This window comes from Agromyces sp. Marseille-Q5079 (genome assembly GCF_051016555.1).
GTDB lineage: Bacteria > Actinomycetota > Actinomycetes > Actinomycetales > Microbacteriaceae > Agromyces.
This window is the reverse complement of record NZ_JBPEJF010000004.1, coordinates 82,443-102,578: the sequence shown is the minus strand read 5'-3', so window position 1 is coordinate 102,578 and position 20,136 is coordinate 82,443. Positions and strand designations below refer to the sequence as shown.

The 20,136-nt window shown below is 72.5% G+C and carries 20 protein-coding genes; 10 read left to right on the top strand and 10 right to left on the bottom strand.

The genetic code is table 11. The features are described from left to right. The first annotated feature begins 52 nt into the window (after nt 1-52). Nucleotides 53-1,612 (top strand): MDR family MFS transporter, encoded by a 1,560-nt coding sequence (locus ACR3IO_RS11120; RefSeq protein ID WP_434071275.1) that lies wholly within the window; start codon nt 53-55, stop codon nt 1,610-1,612. 155 nt (nt 1,613-1,767) lie between these two features. Here the strand turns inward: ACR3IO_RS11120 and ACR3IO_RS11115 are convergent, their stop codons facing one another. After that, nucleotides 1,768-3,606 carry a VWA domain-containing protein gene (locus tag ACR3IO_RS11115; protein WP_434071274.1) on the bottom strand — a complete coding sequence of 613 codons (1,839 nt, stop codon included), beginning with the start codon at nt 3,604-3,606 and terminating at the stop codon, nt 1,768-1,770. A 342-nt stretch (nt 3,607-3,948) separates the two neighbouring features. On the opposite strand from ACR3IO_RS11115, the gene ACR3IO_RS11110 reads away from it, so the two are divergent. After that, a complete protein-coding gene (locus ACR3IO_RS11110) occupies nt 3,949-4,599 on the top strand; it encodes a phosphoribosyltransferase (protein ID WP_434071273.1) in 651 nt (216 codons plus the stop codon). Here the strand turns inward: ACR3IO_RS11110 and ACR3IO_RS11105 are convergent. After that, nucleotides 4,547-5,395 (bottom strand): putative protein N(5)-glutamine methyltransferase, encoded by an 849-nt coding sequence (locus ACR3IO_RS11105; protein WP_434071272.1) that lies wholly within the window; start codon nt 5,393-5,395, stop codon nt 4,547-4,549. The genes ACR3IO_RS11110 and ACR3IO_RS11105 overlap by 53 nt on opposite strands. Before the next feature lie 262 nt (nt 5,396-5,657). Between ACR3IO_RS11105 and ACR3IO_RS11100 the strand changes: the two genes are divergently transcribed. Both ACR3IO_RS11100 and ACR3IO_RS11095 read left to right on the top strand, forming a co-directional pair. Beyond that, nucleotides 5,658-7,535 (top strand): anthranilate synthase family protein, encoded by a 1,878-nt coding sequence (locus ACR3IO_RS11100; protein WP_434071271.1) that lies wholly within the window; start codon nt 5,658-5,660, stop codon nt 7,533-7,535. A gap of 9 nt (nt 7,536-7,544) precedes the next feature. Further along, on the top strand, nt 7,545-8,792 hold the full coding sequence (locus ACR3IO_RS11095; protein WP_434071270.1) for a phosphotransferase family protein: 1,248 nt from the start codon (nt 7,545-7,547) through the stop codon (nt 8,790-8,792). Nucleotides 8,793-8,814: 22 nt separating this feature from the next. Here ACR3IO_RS11095 and ACR3IO_RS11090 read toward each other — a convergent pair whose 3' ends face one another. Further along, nucleotides 8,815-9,402: a GNAT family N-acetyltransferase gene (locus ACR3IO_RS11090; RefSeq protein ID WP_434071269.1), complete on the bottom strand. Its 588-nt coding sequence runs from the start codon at nt 9,400-9,402 to the stop codon at nt 8,815-8,817. A gap of 49 nt (nt 9,403-9,451) precedes the next feature. Continuing rightward, nucleotides 9,452-10,324 carry an Fpg/Nei family DNA glycosylase gene (locus ACR3IO_RS11085; RefSeq protein ID WP_434071268.1) on the bottom strand — a complete coding sequence of 291 codons (873 nt, stop codon included), beginning with the start codon at nt 10,322-10,324 and terminating at the stop codon, nt 9,452-9,454. A gap of 94 nt (nt 10,325-10,418) precedes the next feature. On the opposite strand from ACR3IO_RS11085, the gene ACR3IO_RS11080 reads away from it, so the two are divergent. Together ACR3IO_RS11080 and ACR3IO_RS11075 are read left to right on the top strand one after the other, a co-directional pair. After that, the gene (locus tag ACR3IO_RS11080) at nt 10,419-10,784 is read left to right on the top strand and encodes a DUF4180 domain-containing protein (protein WP_434071267.1); all 366 of its coding nucleotides are present in this window, start codon (nt 10,419-10,421) and stop codon (nt 10,782-10,784) included. Between the two features lie 52 nt (nt 10,785-10,836). Then, nucleotides 10,837-11,055: a hypothetical protein gene (locus tag ACR3IO_RS11075; RefSeq protein ID WP_434071266.1), complete on the top strand. Its 219-nt coding sequence runs from the start codon at nt 10,837-10,839 to the stop codon at nt 11,053-11,055. Between the two features lie 63 nt (nt 11,056-11,118). On the opposite strand, the gene ACR3IO_RS11070 is transcribed toward ACR3IO_RS11075, so the two are convergent. After that, nucleotides 11,119-12,012, bottom strand: a complete 894-nt coding sequence (locus ACR3IO_RS11070; RefSeq protein WP_434071265.1) for a DNA-formamidopyrimidine glycosylase family protein — start codon at nt 12,010-12,012, stop codon at nt 11,119-11,121. A gap of 95 nt (nt 12,013-12,107) precedes the next feature. On the opposite strand from ACR3IO_RS11070, the gene ACR3IO_RS11065 reads away from it, so the two are divergent. Beyond that, on the top strand, nt 12,108-12,827 hold the full coding sequence (locus ACR3IO_RS11065; protein ID WP_434071264.1) for a hypothetical protein: 720 nt from the start codon (nt 12,108-12,110) through the stop codon (nt 12,825-12,827). Between the two features lie 48 nt (nt 12,828-12,875). Here the strand turns inward: ACR3IO_RS11065 and ACR3IO_RS11060 are convergent, their stop codons facing one another. The 3 genes from ACR3IO_RS11060 to ACR3IO_RS11050 all read right to left on the bottom strand — a co-directional run bounded on the left by ACR3IO_RS11060 (nt 12,876) and on the right by ACR3IO_RS11050 (nt 15,664). Next, the gene (locus tag ACR3IO_RS11060; RefSeq protein WP_434071263.1) at nt 12,876-13,418 is read right to left on the bottom strand and encodes an RBBP9/YdeN family alpha/beta hydrolase; all 543 of its coding nucleotides are present in this window, start codon (nt 13,416-13,418) and stop codon (nt 12,876-12,878) included. A 137-nt stretch (nt 13,419-13,555) separates the two neighbouring features. Further along, entirely contained in the window at nt 13,556-15,241 is a 1,686-nt protein-coding gene (locus tag ACR3IO_RS11055) for an ABC-F family ATP-binding cassette domain-containing protein (protein WP_434071262.1), read from the bottom strand. A 108-nt stretch (nt 15,242-15,349) separates the two neighbouring features. Beyond that, nucleotides 15,350-15,664, bottom strand: coding sequence for an NIPSNAP family protein (locus ACR3IO_RS11050; RefSeq protein WP_434071261.1), 315 nt, complete (start codon nt 15,662-15,664; stop codon nt 15,350-15,352). A 91-nt stretch (nt 15,665-15,755) separates the two neighbouring features. On the opposite strand from ACR3IO_RS11050, the gene ACR3IO_RS11045 reads away from it, so the two are divergent. Beyond that, nucleotides 15,756-16,334 carry a 1-acyl-sn-glycerol-3-phosphate acyltransferase gene (locus ACR3IO_RS11045; protein WP_434071260.1) on the top strand — a complete coding sequence of 193 codons (579 nt, stop codon included), beginning with the start codon at nt 15,756-15,758 and terminating at the stop codon, nt 16,332-16,334. 15 nt (nt 16,335-16,349) lie between these two features. Here the strand turns inward: ACR3IO_RS11045 and ACR3IO_RS11040 are convergent, their stop codons facing one another. Both ACR3IO_RS11040 and ACR3IO_RS11035 read right to left on the bottom strand, forming a co-directional pair. Further along, nucleotides 16,350-17,729, bottom strand: a complete 1,380-nt coding sequence (locus ACR3IO_RS11040; protein ID WP_434071259.1) for a hypothetical protein — start codon at nt 17,727-17,729, stop codon at nt 16,350-16,352. 85 nt (nt 17,730-17,814) lie between these two features. Continuing rightward, nucleotides 17,815-18,399 carry an RNA polymerase sigma factor gene (locus ACR3IO_RS11035; protein WP_434071258.1) on the bottom strand — a complete coding sequence of 195 codons (585 nt, stop codon included), beginning with the start codon at nt 18,397-18,399 and terminating at the stop codon, nt 17,815-17,817. Between the two features lie 166 nt (nt 18,400-18,565). Here ACR3IO_RS11035 and ACR3IO_RS11030 point away from each other — a divergent pair, with 166 nt between their 5' ends. Both ACR3IO_RS11030 and ACR3IO_RS11025 read left to right on the top strand, forming a co-directional pair. Next, nucleotides 18,566-19,327: a patatin-like phospholipase family protein gene (locus tag ACR3IO_RS11030; RefSeq protein WP_434071257.1), complete on the top strand. Its 762-nt coding sequence runs from the start codon at nt 18,566-18,568 to the stop codon at nt 19,325-19,327. A 164-nt stretch (nt 19,328-19,491) separates the two neighbouring features. After that, nucleotides 19,492-20,121 carry a hypothetical protein gene (locus ACR3IO_RS11025; protein WP_434071256.1) on the top strand — a complete coding sequence of 210 codons (630 nt, stop codon included), beginning with the start codon at nt 19,492-19,494 and terminating at the stop codon, nt 20,119-20,121. Nucleotides 20,122-20,136 lie beyond the last annotated feature (15 nt).

Genomic DNA, 20,136 nt, shown 5'->3' with positions numbered 1-20,136 from the left:
TTCATCCGGGCGCAACGGAGCGCACACCACCGAAGCCGATTGGAACCGCACCGTGACCGAACGCGCCCTTCCCGACCTCGCAGGTCCCGATCTCGCAGGCGGCACCGCGGGCAGCACCGCCGGCGAGGGCGTCGCCGCCGCCCACCCGTCGTCCCGCCAGCACGCCCACAGCGACGTCGAGGCGCTGCACGGCGCCCGCAACTCGCGAGTCATCTGGCTGCTCCTCGCCGCCACGTTCGTCGTCATCCTCAACGAGACGATCATGGGCGTGGCGATCCCGCACCTCGTCGTCGACCTCGGCATCACGATCTCGCAGGCGCAGTGGCTGACCACCGCGTTCATGCTGACCATGGCCGTGGTGATCCCGATCACCGGATTCCTGCTGCAGCGCTTCACGACCAGGCAGCTCTTCATCGCGGCCATGACGCTGTTCTCGACCGGCACCCTGCTCGCGGCGCTCGCCCCGGGCTTCGAGATCCTCCTCGGCGCGCGCGTCGTGCAGGCGACGGGCACGGCGATCATGATGCCGCTGCTCATGACGACGCTCATGGAGCTCGTCGCGGCATCCGATCGCGGCCGGTTCATGGGGCGCGTCTCGACCGTGATCTCGGTGGCACCGGCCATCGGCCCGACCCTGTCCGGCGTGATCCTGACGTACCTGTCGTGGCGCTTCATGTTCTGGTTCGTGCTGCCGATCGCCCTCGTCATGCTCGTCATCGGCATCCGACGCGTCGAGAACGTGACCGAGCCGAAGAAGCTCCCGCTCGACGTCTTCTCGGTCGTCCTGTCGGCGATCGGCTTCGGCGGGCTCGTCTACGGCCTGAGCCTCATCGGCGGCGAGGCCTCGGGCACCGCGACCCCCGCCCAGATGTGGATCTCGCTCGGCGTCGGCGCGGCCGGCATCCTCACCTTCGTGCTGCGCCAGCTCATGCTGCAGCGGCGCGACCGCGCCCTGCTCGACCTGCGCACGTTCCTCTCGGGCAACTTCGCGATCTCGGTGGCGCTCATGATCGTGATGATGGCGTCCCTCTTCGGCACGATCATCCTCCTGCCGATCTACCTGCAGAACGTGCTGCACCTCGAGCCGCTCGCCACCGGGCTGCTCCTGCTGCCCGGCGGACTCGTCATGGGCCTGCTCGGCCCCCTCGTCGGCCGTCTCTACGACCGGTTCGGACCCCGTCCGCTGCTCGTGCCCGGCGCGATCCTGGTCAGCGCCGTGCTCTGGTCGCTCACGATGGTCTCGGAGACGACCTCCCCGTGGATGGTCCTGGCGGCGCACGTCGCACTCTCGGCCGGACTCGCGTTCATGTTCACGCCGCTGTTCACGACGGCGCTCGGGTCGGTCAAGCCCGACCTGTACTCGCACGGCTCCGCGGTGATCGGCACCGTGCAGCAGGTCGCGGGCGCCGCCGGAACCGCGCTCTTCGTCACGGTCATGACCGCCGGCACGCTCGCGGCCGCACCGACCGCGGCCTCGGCCGAGGCCGCACAGGCGTCGGGCATCCACGCGGCGTTCCTCATCGGCGCGATCCTGTCGCTCACCTCGATCGTCGGCGCGTTCTTCGTGCGCCGCCCGGTCGAGAGCGAAGACGGGCCCGTCTTCGCGCACTGAGCGCGCGGGTCGAACGTCACCCGAGGCGCCATACGAAACAGGCCCGCCCGGCGCATCAGCGCCCGGCGGGCCTCTTCGGTTCTTCGGTTCGTCGGTTCGGCGGTTCGGCGGTTCGTCGGTTCGTCGGTTCGGTTCGAGGGTCTCCCCCGCGCCGATCAGCCGCAGTTCGGGCGGCAGCTGCGCTGCGAGATCGCGTCGACGAGCACGGTTCCGAGGTCTTCGGGCTTCGTCGCCGAGTACGCGCCGCCCTTCGTGACCTCGGCGATCTTCTGCATCGCGACGAGGTCGGTGTCGGGACCGAAGCCGATCATGATCACCGGAACCGGTTTCGTGCCATCGTCGGCCTTGGCGAGCTCGGCGAGCAGCGTGTCGAGGTCGATGCCGTTCTCGTCCTCGTTCTTCCCGTCGGTGATGAGCAGCACCGCGTTGACCTTCTCGGGGTCGTACCCCTCGCGAACCCGCTGCACGGCCGCGAGCACCGTGTCGTAGAGGCCGGTCGCGCCGCCCAGGCGAGCGGGCAGCGACTGGATGATCGCGCCGATCTGCTGCGCATGCGCCGCATCGCCGAGCGCCGAGATGGACGCGAGCTCCTCGTAGTCGAGGTCGCCGTTGCGCAGGGTCGAGAAGGCCCAGACGCCGAGGTCGACCTCGCCCGAGAACCTGGAGACGGCGGCCTGGGCCGCCTGCTGGAAGATGTCGATGCGACGCAGGCCGTTGCCGGCAGGCTCCTCCATGGAGCCCGACACGTCGACCACCGCGAGGTAGCGGGCACGGAGCGTGAGCACGCCCCACGTGCGGAGCATCGTCAACTGCGTGGCCGAGTCGAGCGGCAGCGCCTGCGATGCGGGCCCCTCGGGCGCGATGCCCGCGATGTCGATCGTGCCGCTGCCGTCGGCCGCGCGGAACCCGGCGGCGTTCAGCCGGTCGGTCGCCGCGGCGGCGGCCTCTGCGAACGCCGCGAGGTACTTCGCGCGGGCCGAGGGCGCCTCGGCGGCGGTATCCGTTGCGGCGTCGCTCGATTCGGCCTGCTTCGAGGCGGAGTACGATGCGGTCTCGACCTCGCCGCCCATCGCGGTCGGCTCCTCCGTGGCTGCGGGGTCCTCGGTCTCGGGATCCTCGGTGTCGGGATCCTCGGTCGCGGCCGCCGCCTCGGTCGCCGCGTCACCGACGCTCACGAGCGGGTAGTCGAGCAGGACCGTGCCGTCGTTCGGGTACCCGGCGGTGAGCGCCAGGGACGGCTCATCGGAGTTGTACTCGGCGACCTGCGCCTCGGTGGTGACGACCACGCTGGGCTGCGCCTGCGAGGCGAGCGAACCGAACGCGGCGCTCGTGGAGTCGGGGATCGACTTTCCGAGTCCGATCATCGCAGAGGCGAGCGGACGGGGGTCCTCCGCCGGCGCATGCGCACCGAGGGCGACGAGGCTCGCGAGGCTCGCAGCCGAGGCCTCGGGGTCGGGCAGGATCGCGGGGAGCGACCCGTCGAGCACGCGCTGCCAGGTGACCGGCTCGCTCGCGACCGCGGCCGCGTCCTCGGCGGTCGTCGCGAACACGACGGGCGTCGCGGCGATCGGCTCGCCGACCACCGCATCGGGGCTCGAGCGCCCGAGCGAGGCCGCGGTGGCGGCTGCACGGTCGACCCAGGCGGCGGACTGCGGCACCCAGGCGTCGGCGTCGAGCCCCCCGGCCGCGAGCACGGCCGCGGTGTCGGCCGAGTCCTGCGCGGTGACGTCGGTGACCACACAGCCGTCGTTGGCCGCGTCGAAGTCGGCGGCGATGTCGGAGAGCACGGGCGCGATGGTGGAATCGGCCACGATCCTCAGTGGCTGCGCCTCGGCGCAGGCGCCGTCGGCCGCCGCGTTCGAGGGGTCGAGGTGTCCGCCGACCCAGAGGTACACGCCGGATGCCACGAGGCCGACGACCGCGACGGCGCCGACGATGGACAGAATGAGGCCGCGCCTCGGCTTCTTCGCCGGCGCGGTGCTGTGACGCCCCACGGACACTCCAAGCCCGACGGCGAGAGGGCACCGTCGAATCCTTCAGTTCGGGTTCCCCCTTGGTACGGGGAAAGGATCGGGTTCCCCCGGGTACGGGGAATGGATTCGATCAGTGTAGGTTACCCACGCCGGGCAGCGAAAACGGACGCTTCCACTTGTGCGGAAGCGACACATGGCCGGTCGACGGGCCACGGATGCGTCGTGGTGCGGTGCTCCTCCATCCGACCTCGAGGTCGGCACGCCATCGGTATGGGTAAGACTCCTTACGAACGTATCGCATCGGACTCCGCCACGGAACCCTCCGTTGACGCGCGACCGCGGTGGCGGTAGGCAGGAATCGCGATGCAGCAACGACCGTTCGAGGACCGCCGCGATACCGGCCGACGCCTCGCGCAGGCGCTCCTCGAGCGCGGCGCCGGGGTCGACCCGGTCGTGCTCGGCCTGCCCCGCGGAGGGGTTCCCGTCGCCGCCGAGGTGGCGACCGTGCTCGGTGCCCCGTTGGACGTGCTCGTCGTGCGCAAGCTCGGCCTCCCCCGCCATCCCGAGGTGGCGATGGGGGCGATCGGCGAGCGCGGCGCACGGGTCGTGAACGACGACGTCGTGCGCTTCGGGGGCGTGTCCAGCCACGACCTCGCCGCCGTCGAGCGCCGCGAGCGGGCGGAACTCGACTCCCGCATCGCGCGATTCCGGGGCGGAACCGCCCCCCTCGACCTGACGGGGCGCACGGCGATCGTCGTCGACGACGGCGTCGCCACGGGCGCGACCGCCAGGGTCGCCTGCGCCGTGGCACGGGCGTCGGGCGCGGCATCCGTGGTGCTGGCCGTGCCGGTCGGCGCGGCCGACGCCGTCGCCGAGCTCGCGGCATCCCCAGGGATCGACGCGGTGGTGTGCCTAATGGTCCCGCCGTTCTTCATGGCGGTCGGGCAGCACTACGTCGACTTCAGGCAGACGTCGGATGCCGAGGTGCAGCAGATCCTGCGCGCGCACCGATGACGATCGTGCCGCCGCGCTCGTCGTCGACCTCGATGCGCCCGAGCAGCCCGCCGGCCTCGACGAGCGACAGGGTCGTGCCGGACTGCCCCCGGCTGGTCTCGATCAGCAGGCACCCGCCCGGAGCGAGCCAGCGGGCCGCGGATGCCGCGACCCGGCGATGCACGTCGAGCCCGTCGCCACCGCCGTCGAGCGCGATGCGGGCCTCGTGGTCGCGCGCCTCGGGCGGCATCATCGCGATCTCGGCCGTCGGCACGTAGGGCGCGTTCACGGCGAGCACGTCGACGCCTCCCATCAGGTCGCCGGGCAGCGCTGCGAAGAGGTCGCCCTCGAACACGCGAGCGCCCCGCGGTTCGAGGTTGCGGCGCGCGGCGAGCACGGCGGCAGGATCGACGTCGGCGGCGACGAGGTCGACCGGCCCCGCGGCATCCGCGACGACCGCGCCGATGGCGCCCGCACCGCAGCAGAGGTCGACGACGACGGGAACGCGACCGGATGCCGCGACGGCGCGGGCGAGCTCCGTCGCCGCCTTGGCCAGCAGTTCGGTGCGCCGGCGCGGCACGAAGACGCCGGGCTCGAGCAGGATGCGGCGTCCGCCGAACTCCGCCCAGCCGAGGAGCTGCTCGAGCGGCTCCCCGGCGACCCGCCGGGCGACGAGGTGCTCGAGGTCCGTCGCGGCATCCGCCGGCTGCGACTCGGCGACGGCCGCCTCGAGCAGCGACGCCTCCTCTTCGGCGAAGACGCAGCCCGCGGCCCGGAGGCGTGCGACGAGGCCGGCGTCGGGTTCGGGTGCATGCATCACCCGAATGCTAGTCGCGGATGCCGTCCGTGCGTCGCGGACGCGTGCGACGAACGCGTGCGACGAACGCGTGTGACGATCGCGTGATGCGAGAACCGGGATGATGCCCTAGAGTCGTCGGCATGACCGCGTCGACCTGCTGCTGGTGGCCCGCCTCCTAGGCGGACTCCACGTTTCGACGTACGACGACCGCCCGAGGGCGGTCGTTTTCTGCATCTGCGGAGCGTTCCGGCCCGAGGGCCAGAAGACCCCGGAGACCCGCATGACCACTGCACCGCTGCTCACCTCGCTGCTCGCGGCGGGCGCCGACGCGCCGCCGTTCGCCGTCATCCGGCGCGAGCGCGAACCCGTGCTCGATGTGCTCGTCGGCGACGTCGTCGACGTCGACCTGCTCGCCGACATCCCGCTCGACGGCGCCGAGGTGCTCGCGCTCGTGCCGTTCCGCCAGGTGCGCGAACGCGGCTTCGACGCGCACGACGACGGTGCGCCCATCCGGTGCCTCGTGGTGCGCGAGCGCGAGCAGGTCCCGGTTCCCGACGCGATCGAGGTGCTGCCCCGGCATCCGGTCGTCGTCGACGACCTCGACGTCGACGTCAGCGACGAGGACTACGCCGAGCTCGTGCGACGGGTCATCGACGAGGAGATCGGACGCGGCGAGGGGGCCAACTTCGTGATCCGGCGCGAGTTCGTCGGCTCCACCGCGGTCGCGGCGCCCGTCGCCGTACTCGGCTGGTTGCGGGCACTGCTCGAGCACGAGCAGGGGGCGTTCTGGACCTTCGCGGTGCACACGCCGGGGCTCGCGGCGGTCGGCGCGACGCCCGAGCGGCACGTGTCCTCGATCGACGGGCTCGTCTCGATGAACCCGATCAGCGGCACGTTCCGCCACGACGTGCTCACCGACGCGGATGCCGCGGCCGCATCCGTCGACGACCGGCTGCACGCGTTCCTGCACGACGTCAAGGAGCGCGAGGAGCTCGTCATGGTCGTCGACGAGGAGCTCAAGATGATGAGCGCGGTCTGCCCCGACGGCGGTCGGATCCGCGGCCCCTTCCTGAAGCGGATGTCGCGGCTGACGCACACCGAGTACCTGCTCGAGGGGCGCTCCGACCTCGACCCCCGCGAGGTGCTCCGCCGCACGATGTTCGCACCGACCGTGACCGGATCGCCCATGGGCAACGCGTGCGCGGTCATCGCCCGCCGCGAGTCGACGCCCCGCGGGTACTACGCGGGCGTGTTCGCCCGCTTCACGCCGACGGAGCGCGGCTACGACGTCGACGCGCCCATCCTCATCCGTACCGCGTACGTGCGCGACGGCCGGGTCGGCGTGCCCGTCGGGGCGACGCTCGTGCGGCACTCCGACCCGGTCGGCGAGGTCGCCGAGACGCGCGCGAAGGCCGCGGGCATGCTCACGGCGCTCGGCGCACTCCCCCGCGCCTCGGCAGGCGGCGCCGCATCGGCGCCCGTCGACGACGACCGCCACGCGTCGCTCCTCGCCGAGCGCAACGACCACCTCGCCGCGTTCTGGCGTGCACCGCAGCACGCGCACGAGCGCCGCGGCACGTCGGCGCTCGTGATCGACGCCAACGACGACTTCACGACGATGCTCGCCCACCAGCTGCACCACCTCGGCCTCGACGTGCGACTGGTGCCGTGGCACGAGGCCCCCGACGCGGCATCCGAGGACCTCGTGGTGTTCGGCCCCGGCCCCGGCGACCCGCGCGACCGCGACGACCCGCGCATCGCCCGCATGCGCGACCTCGTCGCCGCCCGACTCGACTCCGGACGTCCGCTGCTGGCGGTCTGCCTCAGCCACCAGGTGCTCGCCGACCTCGCAGGCCTGGCGCTCGAACCGCTGCCGACGCCGCGGCAGGGCGTGCAGATCCCGGTCGAGGTGTTCGGCGAGACCGCGGCGATCGGCTTCTACAACACGTTCTCGGCGCTCGGCCCCGACGGGTCGACGACCCCGCGGCTCGATCTCGAGGTGGCCTCGGATGCCGCGACCGGCGTGGTGCACGCACTTCGGGGACGCGGCGTGGCGTCGGTGCAGGGCCACCTCGAGTCGGTGACCTCGCCCGACGGTCTCGCACTGCTCGAGCGCCTCGTGAACGGCGTGCTGACACCGAACGCGCTCGTGCCCTAGCCTTCGGGGATGGGTGACGGGCGCTCGCGCGAGGTCGAGCTGGAGCTGTGCCTGCCGAACGGGTCGCCGCTCGGCACCACGCGGCGATTCTCGGTGGGCGAACCGTGGCCGCAGTTCGCCTGGCCGGTCGTGACGGCGGCACGCGAGGTGCTCGGGCTCGATGTGACGGTGCTGCGGCTCCGCACGATCCGGCCACGCGCCGACGGCGAGCCCGACCTGGTGCGGTACCTCGCGGAGGTCGCCGCCGCGCCGGCCGACGCCGCAGCGTTCGGGCGGGCCGCCACCGATCGTGGGGCGGATGCGTCTCCCGAGGCGGCACTCGACGCCGAGCCCTGGCGGATGCCGTGGGCCGAACCCGGCGGCCCGGCACGCGCACTGGCGTGGGCCGCCACCCGACTCGACGCCCTCGGCATCACGATGACCGCGCCCGCCGCACAGGTGCGCACGTGGAACCTGTCGAGCGTCTGGCTGCTCCCGACCGATCGCGGCGCGGTCTGGCTCAAGCAGGTGCCGCCGTTCTTCGCGCACGAGGGCGCGATCATCGAGCGGATGTCGGGACACGCCGTGCCGCGCCTCCTCGCGCGCGGCGCCGATGTCGTGCTGCTCGCCGAGATCCCGGGCGAGGACCTCTACGACGCGACGGATGCGCAGCGGGCGGCGATGATCGACCTGCTCGTCGGCATCCAACTCGACTCGGTCGACGCACCCGACGGGGTCGCCGACCTCCTCGGACTCGGGCTGCCCGACTGGCGGCTGCCCGCGATCGCCGCAGCGGGGGCGCGAACGTTCGACGCCTTCGCCGAGCAGCTGTCGCCGGCCGAACGGACCGCGGTCGCGAACCTGCTCGGCGGCCTCGACGAGCGCGCGAGCCGGCTCGCGGCGTGCGGACTGCCCGACACGCTCGTGCACGGCGACTTCCACTCCGGCAACGTGCGCGGCACCGGGCTCGACCTGACGTTGCTCGACTGGGGCGACTCCGGCATCGGGCATCCGCTCCTCGACGAGGCCGCGTTCACGACGCGACTGTCGGCCCCGGATGCCGCGAGCGCGCGCGAGCACTGGACCAGCGCCTGGTCGGCAGCGATTCCGGGCTCGGATGCCGCGGAGGCCATGCAGCTGCTCGCCCCGATCGCCGCACTCCGGCAGGCGACCATCTACCACGGCTTCCTCGAGCGCATCGAGCCCGACGAACACGTGTACCACCGGGATGATCCGGCACCATGGCTGGCGCGAACGGCCGAGCTCGCCGACCGCTGACCGCTTCTCGAACGGCCTCGGGTCAGCCGAGGGCGATGACGGCCTCGAGCAGGTCGTCGTCGAGGGCGCGATCGGTGAAGACGAGCCGTTCGAGGTGGGTGGTGTCGTGGGCGTCGGCCGGTTCGTCCGACGACGTGCCGCGCCATGCGAGGTCGAGTCCGAGCCGCTCGAGCACGCGGATCGACGCGGGATTGTTCGCGAGCACGCGCGCGGTGACCGGAGCGTCGGGAGCCGCCTCCGTCGCGGCGGCGAGCGAGAGCCGGGCGGCCTCGAGCGCGAGCCCGTGACCCCACGCCTCGGGCGCGAACCGGTAGCCGAGGTTCCACGCGCCGAACGGCAGCATGTTCGCGCCGGCGGAGCCGACGAATCCGCCAGGAGCGAGTTCGCCGACGGGCTCGCGAAGCCGAACGGCGTTCATGCCGAAACCGTGCTCTCGCCGGCTCTGCGCCGCACGCTCGATCGCCTGCGCGGACTGCCCGCGATCGGCGTGACGCCCCGATGGCAGGTGCTGCCAGGTGCGGGGGTCTCCGTAGACCCGGTGCAGCTCGTCGACGTGGTCGAGGGTGAGCGGGGTGAGCAGGACGCGGTCGGTGAAGTACTCGTCGTTCATCGACTCCAGTCTCGCAGCGACCTCCGACACGCCGAGGGTGCCGGCTCCGCTACTTGAGCAGGCGGGAGAGCACGCGATCGGCGAGCGGCTTGCCGCCCGTCTGGCATGTCGGGCAGTACTGGAAGGTCGAGTCGGCGAACCGCACCTCGCGCACGGTGTCTCCGCAGACGGGGCACGCCTGCCCGGTGCGGCCGTGCACCTGCATGCCGCGACGCTTCGCGTCCTTGAGGTCGGCGGGCGGGCGCCCGGATGCCGTCTGCACGGCCTCGGCGAGGGTCTCGCGCAGCGCCGTGAAGAGCGTGGCGACCTGCTCGGGCGTGAGCGTCGCCGCCAGCGCGTACGGCGACATCCGCGCCTCGTGCAGGATCTCGTCGGAGTAGGCGTTGCCGATGCCCGCGAAGACCGACTGGTCGCGGAGCACGCCCTTGATGCGGGTGCGGCGCCCGTCGAGCACCGCCTGGAAGTCGGCGAGCGTGAAGTCGGGGGCCGTCGGATCGGGCCCGAGACGCGCGATGCCGGGCACCTCCCGCGGATCGCGGACGACGTACACCGCGAGCGACTTCTTCGTGCCGGCCTCGGTGAGGTCGAAGCCCGCGCCGTCGTCGAGCTTCACGCGCAGCGCGATCGGGCCCTTGCCGGGCTTGAGGACGGTCTTGGGCACCTCCTCGAACCATCGCAGCCACCCCGCACGCGCGAGATGGAATACGAGGTGCAGCGAGGCTCCGCCTGCGTCGACCTGCAGGTCGACGAACTTGCCGTGGCGCGCGACGGCAGCGATGGTGCCGCCCGTGAGGGCGCTGAGCGGCGGATCGAAGGTCTTCAGGGCCGAGATCGCCGCGACCGCGGCCGACGTGATCGCGTGCCCGACCGCCCGCTCGCGGAGGAACGCGGCGAGCGCATCGACCTCCGGCAGCTCGGGCACCCCTTCATCGTGCCACTGCCCACCGGCACGCGCGAGCACGGCTCGGGCCCGACGACGTCTTCCTCGCCGCCGTGGCCGCGATTAGGGTCGACCCATGGGCAATGACCAGCGCGACCACGTCGAGGTGTACCCCTTTCCGGCCGAGGGCGAGCCGATCTCGAGCGAGGACGATGCGATCGACCTCATCGGCAGCGTCTGGTCGCACGCCGCGAAGACCGCGGCGGTCCCGGTCGACCGGTTCGACCCAGCCTTCTTCGATCTCTCCACCGGGCTCGCGGGCGCCTTCACGCAGAAGCTCGTGAACTACCGCATCCGCCTCGCGATCGTCGGCGACCTCGGCGAGTACGTGGCCGAGAGCGACGCCCTGCGCGACTACGTCCGGGAGTCCAATCGCGGCGACCACGTGTGGTTCGTCCGCGACGACGAGGAGCTCGCGAAGCGGCTGGACGCGCTCGGCTGAGCCCACCGTCGGCTCCGACTCGAATGTCGGTGGTTGGTGAGATCGTCTCACTATGAAGACGATCGAACTGCGGCAGGCCCGCCACCTGGAGGTGGGCGACACCCTCGTGAACGTCGCCGGTCACGTCTACGAGGTCACGAAGGTGACCCGCATCGGCCGCGGCATCCGCGTGCAGTACCTCACGTCCGAGGGCCGGCCGGGTCGGTTCACCGCGGCTCCCGAGGCGATCAGCCGCGTGCTCGGTGGTCGCGCGACGCCCATCCCGGCGTGAGCGGCTCCTCGCCTCCACCGGTCCCGCTCGTCCGCCGACGCGTCGGCGCGACGAGCCCGCTCGTCAGGCGGGCTTGAGCGGCAGCAGCTCGCCGCCCGTCTGACACGTCGGGCAGTACTGCGCGGTCGTGCTCGCGAACGAGAAGTCCCGGATCGTGTCGGCGCACACCGGGCAGGGCTCGCCGGAGCGTCCGTGCGCGCGCATGGCCGCGACCTTGGTCGCCTTCAGCCGATCGATCGGGATGCCGTGCCGTGCTGCGATCGCGCTCGAGACGACGCCGACGGTCGCGTCGAACAGTCGGTCGAGCTCGTCGTCGCCGAGTGCGGCCGCGTGCACGACCGGCGAGATCTTCGCCGCGTGGAGGATCTCGTCGGAGTACGCGTTGCCGATGCCGGCCAGCGACTCCTGCTCCTGCAGCACCGCCTTGACCTGCTTGCGACGGCCAGCGAACGCCCGGTCGAACTGCGCGCGAGAGAAGTCGGCGGCCGCCGGATCGGGACCGAGCTTGGACACCGCCGGCACCTCGGTCGGGTCGTCGACGACCCAGACGCCGAGCGACACCCAGTTGCCGGCATCCGTCAGTTCGACCGCCGTGCCGTCGTCGAAGACGAGTGTGGCGAGCGTGGGAGGCGGGGGCTCGGAGACCGCCGCCGCGTCATCGCCGGTGGTCGCCTGGGCGTCGGCCGCGGCATCCGTCGCGGTGTCGGCGCCCGCCCATCGTGCCCAGCCGTGCCGTCCGAGGGAGACGACGAGGCGATCGCCGTCACCGAACCCGATGTCGAGCAGCTTGCCGTGACGGGCCACGTCGACGACGTGCTGGCCGACGAGGGACTCGGGCGGGCGCGACCTGGTCTTGCCGATGCGGAACTCGACGACATCGACGGCGGTGATCTCGTGGCCGCGCATGCGCGCGTCGAGCTCATCGGCGAGGGCCTGCACCTCCGGTGATTCCGGCATGCGTCCAGCCTCGCACAGCCGGCCGACATCCCGAAGGGAGCACCCCGTCGCGGCGTGGGCTGGCCCCAGTCGACGGCCACCACTACGATCGCGCTGTGGACCCGAACTCCGCGCGGCAGGTGCTGCGCATCTTCCCCGATGCCCCGATCACCCTCGAGCTCGTCGAGCGCGCCTACGCCGCGGAGTCGTGGGCGCGGCTCCCCTCGCGATACACCGATCCAGCGCAGCGGGAGCAGGCCGAGGCGTGGGCTCGAACGCTCGCGTTCGCGCGTGCCGTGCTGCTCCAGCAGGCGAGCGCCGGCGCCGGGGCCGTCGGTGCGCCCGTCGCGCCGGCAGCGCCCACCCGGCGTCGCCTCGGGTGGCTCGCCATCTCGGGCATCGCGGTCGGCACGCTCGCGATCGTCGCCTTCATCACGTTCGCGTCGATCGGCGCCGTGAGGCTGGTGTCGACGACCGTCGGCTCCGTGCAGCAGCAGGCCGACAGCACCACGGTCGAGCGGTACCAGTCCGGCGAGACGCAGTTCGACTTCCCGGCCGCGCTCGAGTACTACACCGACAACCGCTACGACGACCTCTGCTCCGACGGGTACGCCAGCGGCTGCTGGCAGACCGCCCTGTTCACCGAGGCCGACTGCGGCACCCTCGAGGTGACCGTCGCCTACAGCAACGACGCCGAGGCCTGGCCCGGCGACGAAGAGGCGACCATCGAGATCGAGCACGTCCTCGCCTCCGAGGAGACGCCGGTCGTCTTCGGAAACGACGACTACGGCTACGGCTGGGTCGAGCAGGTCGCGTGCCTCGACACGATGAGCTGAGCGACCATTCTCCTGGGTGCGCACGAGCCGGCCGACCACCGCGACGGTTCAGCCGACCGGTCGACTCGCCCCGACGAGCTCGTCGAGGAGTTGCAGCCCCTCGGGCCACGTGCCGAGTCCGCTCGTCGCGTTGAGGTGCCCGTGGGCGCCGACCGACGTGAACCGGGCGCCCCAGACCTCGGCGAGCCCCGCCGCGTACGCGACGCTGCCGTAGGGGTCGTCGTCGCTGGCGATGACGAGCGAGGGCAGCCCGAGCGGATGCCGCCCGATGCGGGCGAACTCGGACGCCTCGTCGGGGTACCGCTCGCCGTCGGGGTCGGGCGGGGCCACGAGCAGCACGGCGGAGGCCCGGCCCGGATTGCGGGCGAGCCATTCGCCCGCGACGAGGCATCCCATGCTGTGCGCGACGATCACGGTGTCGGGGCCGGCCTCGACGCTCGCCCGGTCGACGGCGGCGAGCCAGTCGTCGAGACGCGGTCGGTCCCACGACGAGGGCGCGATGCGCACGCTCGCGGGCAGGATGCGCTCCCACTGCGTCTGCCAGTGATCGGGCCCGGAACCCCCGATTCCGGGGAGGATGAGATGCGTCATGCCCTCATGGTGCCAAACGCCGGCCGGGCCGTGCAGCGCGTGTGACTGCCAGTGACCGCAGATTTCCTGACGTTGCGGTCGATCACCTGTGGCGACGAGCGGAGGCCACGGGCCCAGCGCGTCCACGACGCGTGCGTTCACGCCTCGGTGACGTGACCGCCCTCGACGTGCCAGCGCCGGTCGAGCGTGACGTGCTCGAGCATGCGCCGGTCGTGCGTGACGAGCAGCAGCGTGCCCTCGTAGCCCTCGAGCGCCTCCTCGAGCTGCTCGATGGCGGCCAGGTCGAGGTGGTTCGTGGGCTCGTCGAGCACGAGCACGTTGACGCCGCGCGCCTGCAGCAGGGCCATGCCGGCGCGGGTGCGCTCCCCCGGCGAGAGGGCGTCGACGGGGCGCAGCACGTGGTCGGCCCTGAGCCCGAACTTGGCGAGCAGCGTGCGCACCTCGCCGGAGCTCAGCTCGGGCACGAGCGCCTCGAACGCGTCGGCGAGCGGCTGGGCTCCCGCGAGCTGCGACCGCGCCTGGTCGATCTCGCCGATCGCGACCGACGAGCCGAGGCTCGCCCGCCCGGCATCGGGCTCGATGCGCCCGAGCAGCAGGCCGAGCAGCGTCGACTTGCCGGCGCCGTTCGGCCCGGTGATGCCGATGCGGTCGCCGCCCGAGACCTGCAGCGACACCGGCCCGAGGGTGAAGTCGCCCCTGGTGACGGATGCCGCGGCGAGCGTCGCGACGACCGCCGACGACCTCGGCGCCTGGCCGATCGTGAACTCGAGCTTCCACTCCTTGCGGGGCTCCTCGACCTCGTCGAGGCGGGCGATGCGGCTCTCCATCTGGCGCACCTTCTGCGCCTGCTTCTCGCTCGACTCCGACGCGGCCTTGCGGCGGATCTTGTCGTTGTCGGGCGACTTCTTCATCGCGTTGCGCACGCCCTGGCTCGACCACTCGCGCTGCACGCGGGCGCGGGAGACGAGGTCTGACTTCTTCGACGCGAACTCCTCGTAGTCATCGCGGGCATGACGGCGCACCGTCTCGCGTTCCTCGAGGTAGGCGTCGTACCCGCCGCCGTAGACGCGGTTCGAGTGCTGGGCGAGGTCGAGCTCGAGCACCTTCGTCACCGTGCGCGCGAGGAACTCGCGGTCGTGGCTGACGAGCACGACGCCGCCGCGGAGGCCGGCGACGAACGCCTCGAGGCGGGCGAGCCCGTCGAGGTCGAGGTCGTTCGTCGGCTCGTCGAGCAGCACGATGTCGAAGCGCGAACAGATGAGCGCCGCGAGGCCGACCCGCGCGGCCTGGCCTCCAGAGAGCCCGGTCATGAGCGAGTCGGGGGTGATCGCCGCCCCGTCGGCGGCAGCTCCCACCGTTCCCACGGCGAGCCCGAGCTCCGCGAGCACGGCCGGCAGCCGCTCGTCGAGGTCGGCGGCGCCCGATGCGAGCCAGCGCTCGAGCGCGACCGAGTACTCCTCGCCGGCGTCGACGCCGTCGGGGAGATCGGTCATCGCGAGCATCGCGGCCGCGGCATCCATGCGGGCGGTTGCCTCGGCGCACCCCGTGCGGCGTGCGACGTACTGGGCGATCGTCTCGCCCTCGACGCGTTCGTGCTCCTGCGGCAGCCACCCGACGAAGGCGTCGGACGGCGCGAGCGCCACGGTGCCGGCCAGCGCGGGGATCGCCCCGCCGAGGATGCCGAGCAGGGTCGACTTGCCCGCCCCGTTCGCGCCGACGACGCCGATGACGTCGCCGGGCGCGACCGTGAGGTCGAGGTCTTCGAACAGGGTGCGGTGGGCGTATCCGCCCGCGAGGCCCTGGGCCACGAGTGTTGCAGTCACCGGTCAACCCTAGCCAGCGCCGGCTGGGAGCTCAGCCGCGGCATCCGGTCGTCATGGCCCTCAGGAGCCGCCGCGGACGGTCGTCGAATCCGTCACGGCCGGTCGCGCCTACGCGAACTGGGGAGAGAGGAACCGACGCTCGTAGCGGCGGATGCACTTCGTCTCGACGGCGAACCGGTACGCCTCGACGCACTCGGGGTCGTCGACGGCGGCGAGTCGGTACTGCTCGTAGTCGGCCAGCGACGGGAAGGTGAAGAGCGCGAACGCCTCGTCACTGTCGCCCTCGCTCGGCAGGAAGTAGCCGTGGTGCGTGCCGCCGAGCCGGTTCACGAGGCGGATCCAGCGCTGCCCGTAGTCGCGGAACTCCTCGATCTTGTCGGCGTCGATCTCATAGCGCAGGTGCACGGTGACAGGGTTGCTCATCCGACCAATCCTGCCGTATCCCCGACGCCTCGCGACACCGCGAAGCGGGCGCATGCCCGCCGGGTCATATGCGATCCCATACGTTGGCCGGATGCTCCGACGACTGCTGTCCCGCGTCTACTGGGCCTGCAGTCGATGGACCCTCTCCAGCGAGCCGGCGCCCGATCGCCCCACGGTGCTCATCGGCGCACCGCACACCTCGAACTGGGACTTCGTGCTCATGCTCGCGATCGCATGGCGACTCGGCATCGAGTTCCGCTGGCTCGGCAAGAAGAGCCTGTTCACCGGTTGGCGCGGACCGATCATGCGCGGGCTCGGCGGCATCCCGGTCGACCGAGCGGATCCGAGTCGCGTCGTCGGCGAGGTCGTCGCGCGCATCCGCGGCGGCGAGGTGTTCGGCCTGGTGGTCACGCCCGACGGCACGCGCGGCGCGAACACGACCTGGAAGTCGGGCTTCTACCGCATCGCCCGGGAGGCCGGCATGCCGCTCACCCTCGGGTACGTCGACCGAACGACCATGACCGCGGGCCTCGGCCCGACGATCGACCTCACCGGCGAGGTGGGCTCGGACATGGACCGCATCCGCGCCTTCTACGCCGACAAGGCGGGGTTCCGTCCGGAGTTCCGCACGGAGCCGCGCCTCACGGACGAGCCTGCCGCGGGCGTCTGACCCCGGCCCGGCCGCTCACTCGACGGGCGTGGCGAAGTCGAGCATCGACTCGGCGACCGCGATGACCGACCACGTTCCGCCCGCGGCATCCGTCAACTCGTAGGCCGGGACGACGATCACGCTGCCGTCGGCCTGCCACTGGCTCGCCAGGCCGAGTCGGGCACTCACGATCTCGACGTCGTTCACCGGCCAGGACACGGACGTCCCCGCCGCCGGAGCCGCCGGGGGCTCGGTCGGCGGCACCCACTCGGTCGTCGCCTCGGCGGGGGCATCCGCCCGGTACGCGATCGGCAGGGTCGTCATCTGGGCACCGAACCGCGGATCGGACAGCCGCTCGAACGCCGTCTGCTCGCTCACGATCTCGTAGTCGCCGAGCGGCACGAGCTCGGCGAGGGCTCCGGATGCGCTCAGCAGGCCCTCCTCCGAGACCTCGACGCTCCAGGCCTGGTCGAGTCGCTGGCCGTCGACGACGGGCCACGCCTGCGCGGTGCGGGTCACCGAACCCTCCCAGGTCTCGGACGTGTACTCGAACGCGTCGGCGTCCCGGCCGGCCGACGTGATGACCGCGCGGAGTGCGTCGATCGCGACGTCCTCGCTCGGGGGCGTCCCGGTCGGCTCGCATGGCTCGACGACGCCCGGGTCGATCTCGCCCCCGCCCTCGGAGCCGTCGGCGCCGTCACCGCCGTCGGTCGTGGGGCAGGACCACGGGTCGATGCTCGGGTCGTAGTACGAGAAGCTCAGCATGCCGTCGAGGCCGACGGTGAGGCTCTCCGCCGAGCCGTCCTGCGGCCCGACGACCCACGAGCCGTCCTTCAGTTCGGGCGTGCCCTCGACCCCGAGCGCCGTCGCGAGCGCCGCGACCGTCTCGGGGTTCGACGCGGATGGGGCGTCGTAGCCGTATCCGGCCGCGGTGCCGGTCGTCGTGGCGAGCCCCGAGGACTGGAACGCGTTGCGGCCCGAACCGTAGGGGTACATCATGTCGCCCGCGAGCTTCTGCGACTCGGCGGCGCCGGCGCCGGACTGCGCGGCATCCTGCTCGGGCACCGCGCCGTTCGACGTGCCCTGCAGCGAGATCGGCGGCGCCGCGGCATCCGCGAGGTTCGTCGAACCGCCGTTCGCGGACCCCACGGCGTACCCCGCCCCACCGAAGACGACGATGGATGCCGCGACCGCGGCGATCGGGATCCAGCGCCGGCGGCGGCGTGCACGCTCGGCGGCGAGGTCGGTCACCTGCGGGGTGCCGGCTCCGGATGCCGCGGATGCGTCGGCCGCGGTCGCCCCGCCCGTCGCCGCGGCGACGACCTCGTCGACGAATCCCTCGCGGGGCTCGACGCCGGCGGCGGGGTCTGCGGCGCGCAGCCGCGCCTCGGGATCGAGCTCGTGGTCGTCGTTCATGGGGATCACCCTCCGGAGTGCGCGGTGCTGGAGTTCGCGTTCACTGGAGGATGTGTCGCAGCGGGTCCGGATCTTGCAGCGGCGCCTAGAACGACAGCCGCTCGCCCCACGCGTCGCGGAGCCGCTTGCGGGCGCGCGAGAGCGCAGCATCCGCCCCTGATCGGGAGATGCCGAGCACCGTCGCGAGCTCCTCGCCGTCGAGGCCCTCCCAGGCGTGCAGCAGCAGGATGCGCCGGTCGCGCTCGCCGACGCTCGCGAGCGCCCCCCGCACCTCGTCGTCGAACAGCGCGCTCAGTTCGGGGTCCTCCGCGACTCGGACCGCGCCGCGCTCGGGCACGTCCTCCACGGGCAGGTCGACCTGCTTGCGCCGGTGGTTCGCGAGCGTGAAGCCCGCCGTGCGGTAGAGCCACGGCAGCACCGCCTCGCGGGGAACGTCGGCACGACGCCGCCATGCGGTGGCGAACACCTCTGCGGCGAGGTCCTCGGCGTCCTGGCGCGGCCCGCGACGGGCGAAGTAGCGCACGAGCGGGGTCGAGTACTCGCGCACGGCGTCGGTGAACCAGGCGACCTCGTCGTCGGTCGCCGGGGCGGCGGGCTCGGCGTCGGCGTCGTCGGGCATCGCCATCCCCTCGGTCATGTCGGCGGCGGCGTCGGTGCTGGCGATCCTCACACCCTGCCTGTGTCGCGTCTGACGCGAGTCTTGCACGCCCCGAGCGGAATTCCGACGACCTCCCGGAGGGTCGCTTCGGGTCGCATTCAGGAACCTCACTGCCGGCACCCAGAGCCATCCCACGCGGTCACGATAGATTCGCGAGCGAGCCACCGGGAGGGGACGCATGGCAGACGACCAGACGCTGGGCCTCACACTCAGTGGCGGGGCTGCGTTCGGCGCCGCGCACGTCGGCGTGCTGCAGGTGCTCGAGGAGCGGGGCATCCGCCCGGGGATCGTCGCCGGCACCAGTTCGGGCGCGATGGTCGCCGCCGCGTACGCGGCCGGGTTCGAGCCGCAGGAGATCGAGCGGGTCGCCCTCTCGTTCCGGTGGCGCGCGATCGCACGCTGGTCGTTCACTCCGCGCTGGGGGCTGCTCGACGCGCGAGCGATGGACGAGGCGGTCCGTCGTGCGTTCGGCAGCGATCCGCTCATCGAGGACCTTCCGCGCAGGTTCGGCGCCGTGGCCACCGACCTCCGGACGCGTCGCGCCGTGACGATCGACCGCGGCCCCCTGAGCGTGGCGCTCCGGTCGTCGATCGCCGTGCCCGGCCTGCTCCCGCCGGTGCGCCGCGACGGCGCCCTGCTGGCCGACGGCGGCATGGTCGACAACGTGCCCGTCACCGCCACCCGCGAACTCGGCGCGTCCCGCGTGATCGTGGTGCGGCTGCACGCGAAATGGGAGAACGTGCGCATGATGCGCACGGTCAGCCGCACGCAGGAGTTGGCGAACGACCCCTCGGTCGTGCTCATCCAGCCCGAGATGGAGGGCATGGCCCAGTGGACCATGTCCGATGCGTCCCGACTCATCGCGGAAGGCCGCCGGGCGGCGATCACCGCACTGGACGCAGCTGACCGGCGCGGCGACCGCGCGGATCTGGCCGTCTGAGGTCGCACGCGCGTCCTCGCGTGCTCGACACATCCACCCCCTCGGCGTTCATTCGCTCGGCGCCCAGGCGTGACCGTGGCAGAAACGCCCGCGCGGCACAACCCCTTGGCCGCCGGGTGACGCGACGCGTTGAATGGCGGCAACCCGGAAAGGTGGAACACGCCATGGATTCGAGCATCTGGATCTGGATCATCGTCGGGATCGTCGTGATCGCGATCATCGTCGTCATCGCCGTGGTCGGCACGTCACGGCGTCGCGCAGAGGCGAAGGTCGAGGCCGACCGCCGGCACGCAGCGGAGCTGCGTGAGAAGGCGGATGCGACCGCGCGCGACGCCCGCGAACAGGCTGCGGCCGCCTCGCAGGCCGAGGCCGACCGCCTCGCCGCACAGTCGAGCGCCGCACAGGCCGAGGCCGACGCAGAGCGCGCCCGTCTGGAGGCCGAGCAGCTGGCCCGCGAGGGCGCCGAACGCAACGAGCGCGCCGCCGGCCTCCAGCAGGAGGCCGACCGCCAGGCGCAGAAGGCGGCGGATGTCGATCCCGACGTCGCCGACGGCGACCGGACCGCGACATCCGCGCCCGCCGCGCCCGCTGCCGAGACCGAGACCGAGACGGTCCAGCCTCGTCGGGCCGGCAGTCACGTGGCCCCCGTCTTCGACGACGGTCGGTCCGCCACTCGGTCCGCCGAGGCCGCAACGCCCGTCGACCAGGACGGACGACCGACGGGAACGACCACGGCCGGCGCCGAGACGCCGCCCGCTCCCGCTCCTCGCACCTCGGACGGAACCGAGCGCTGACGACGCGGACGCCCC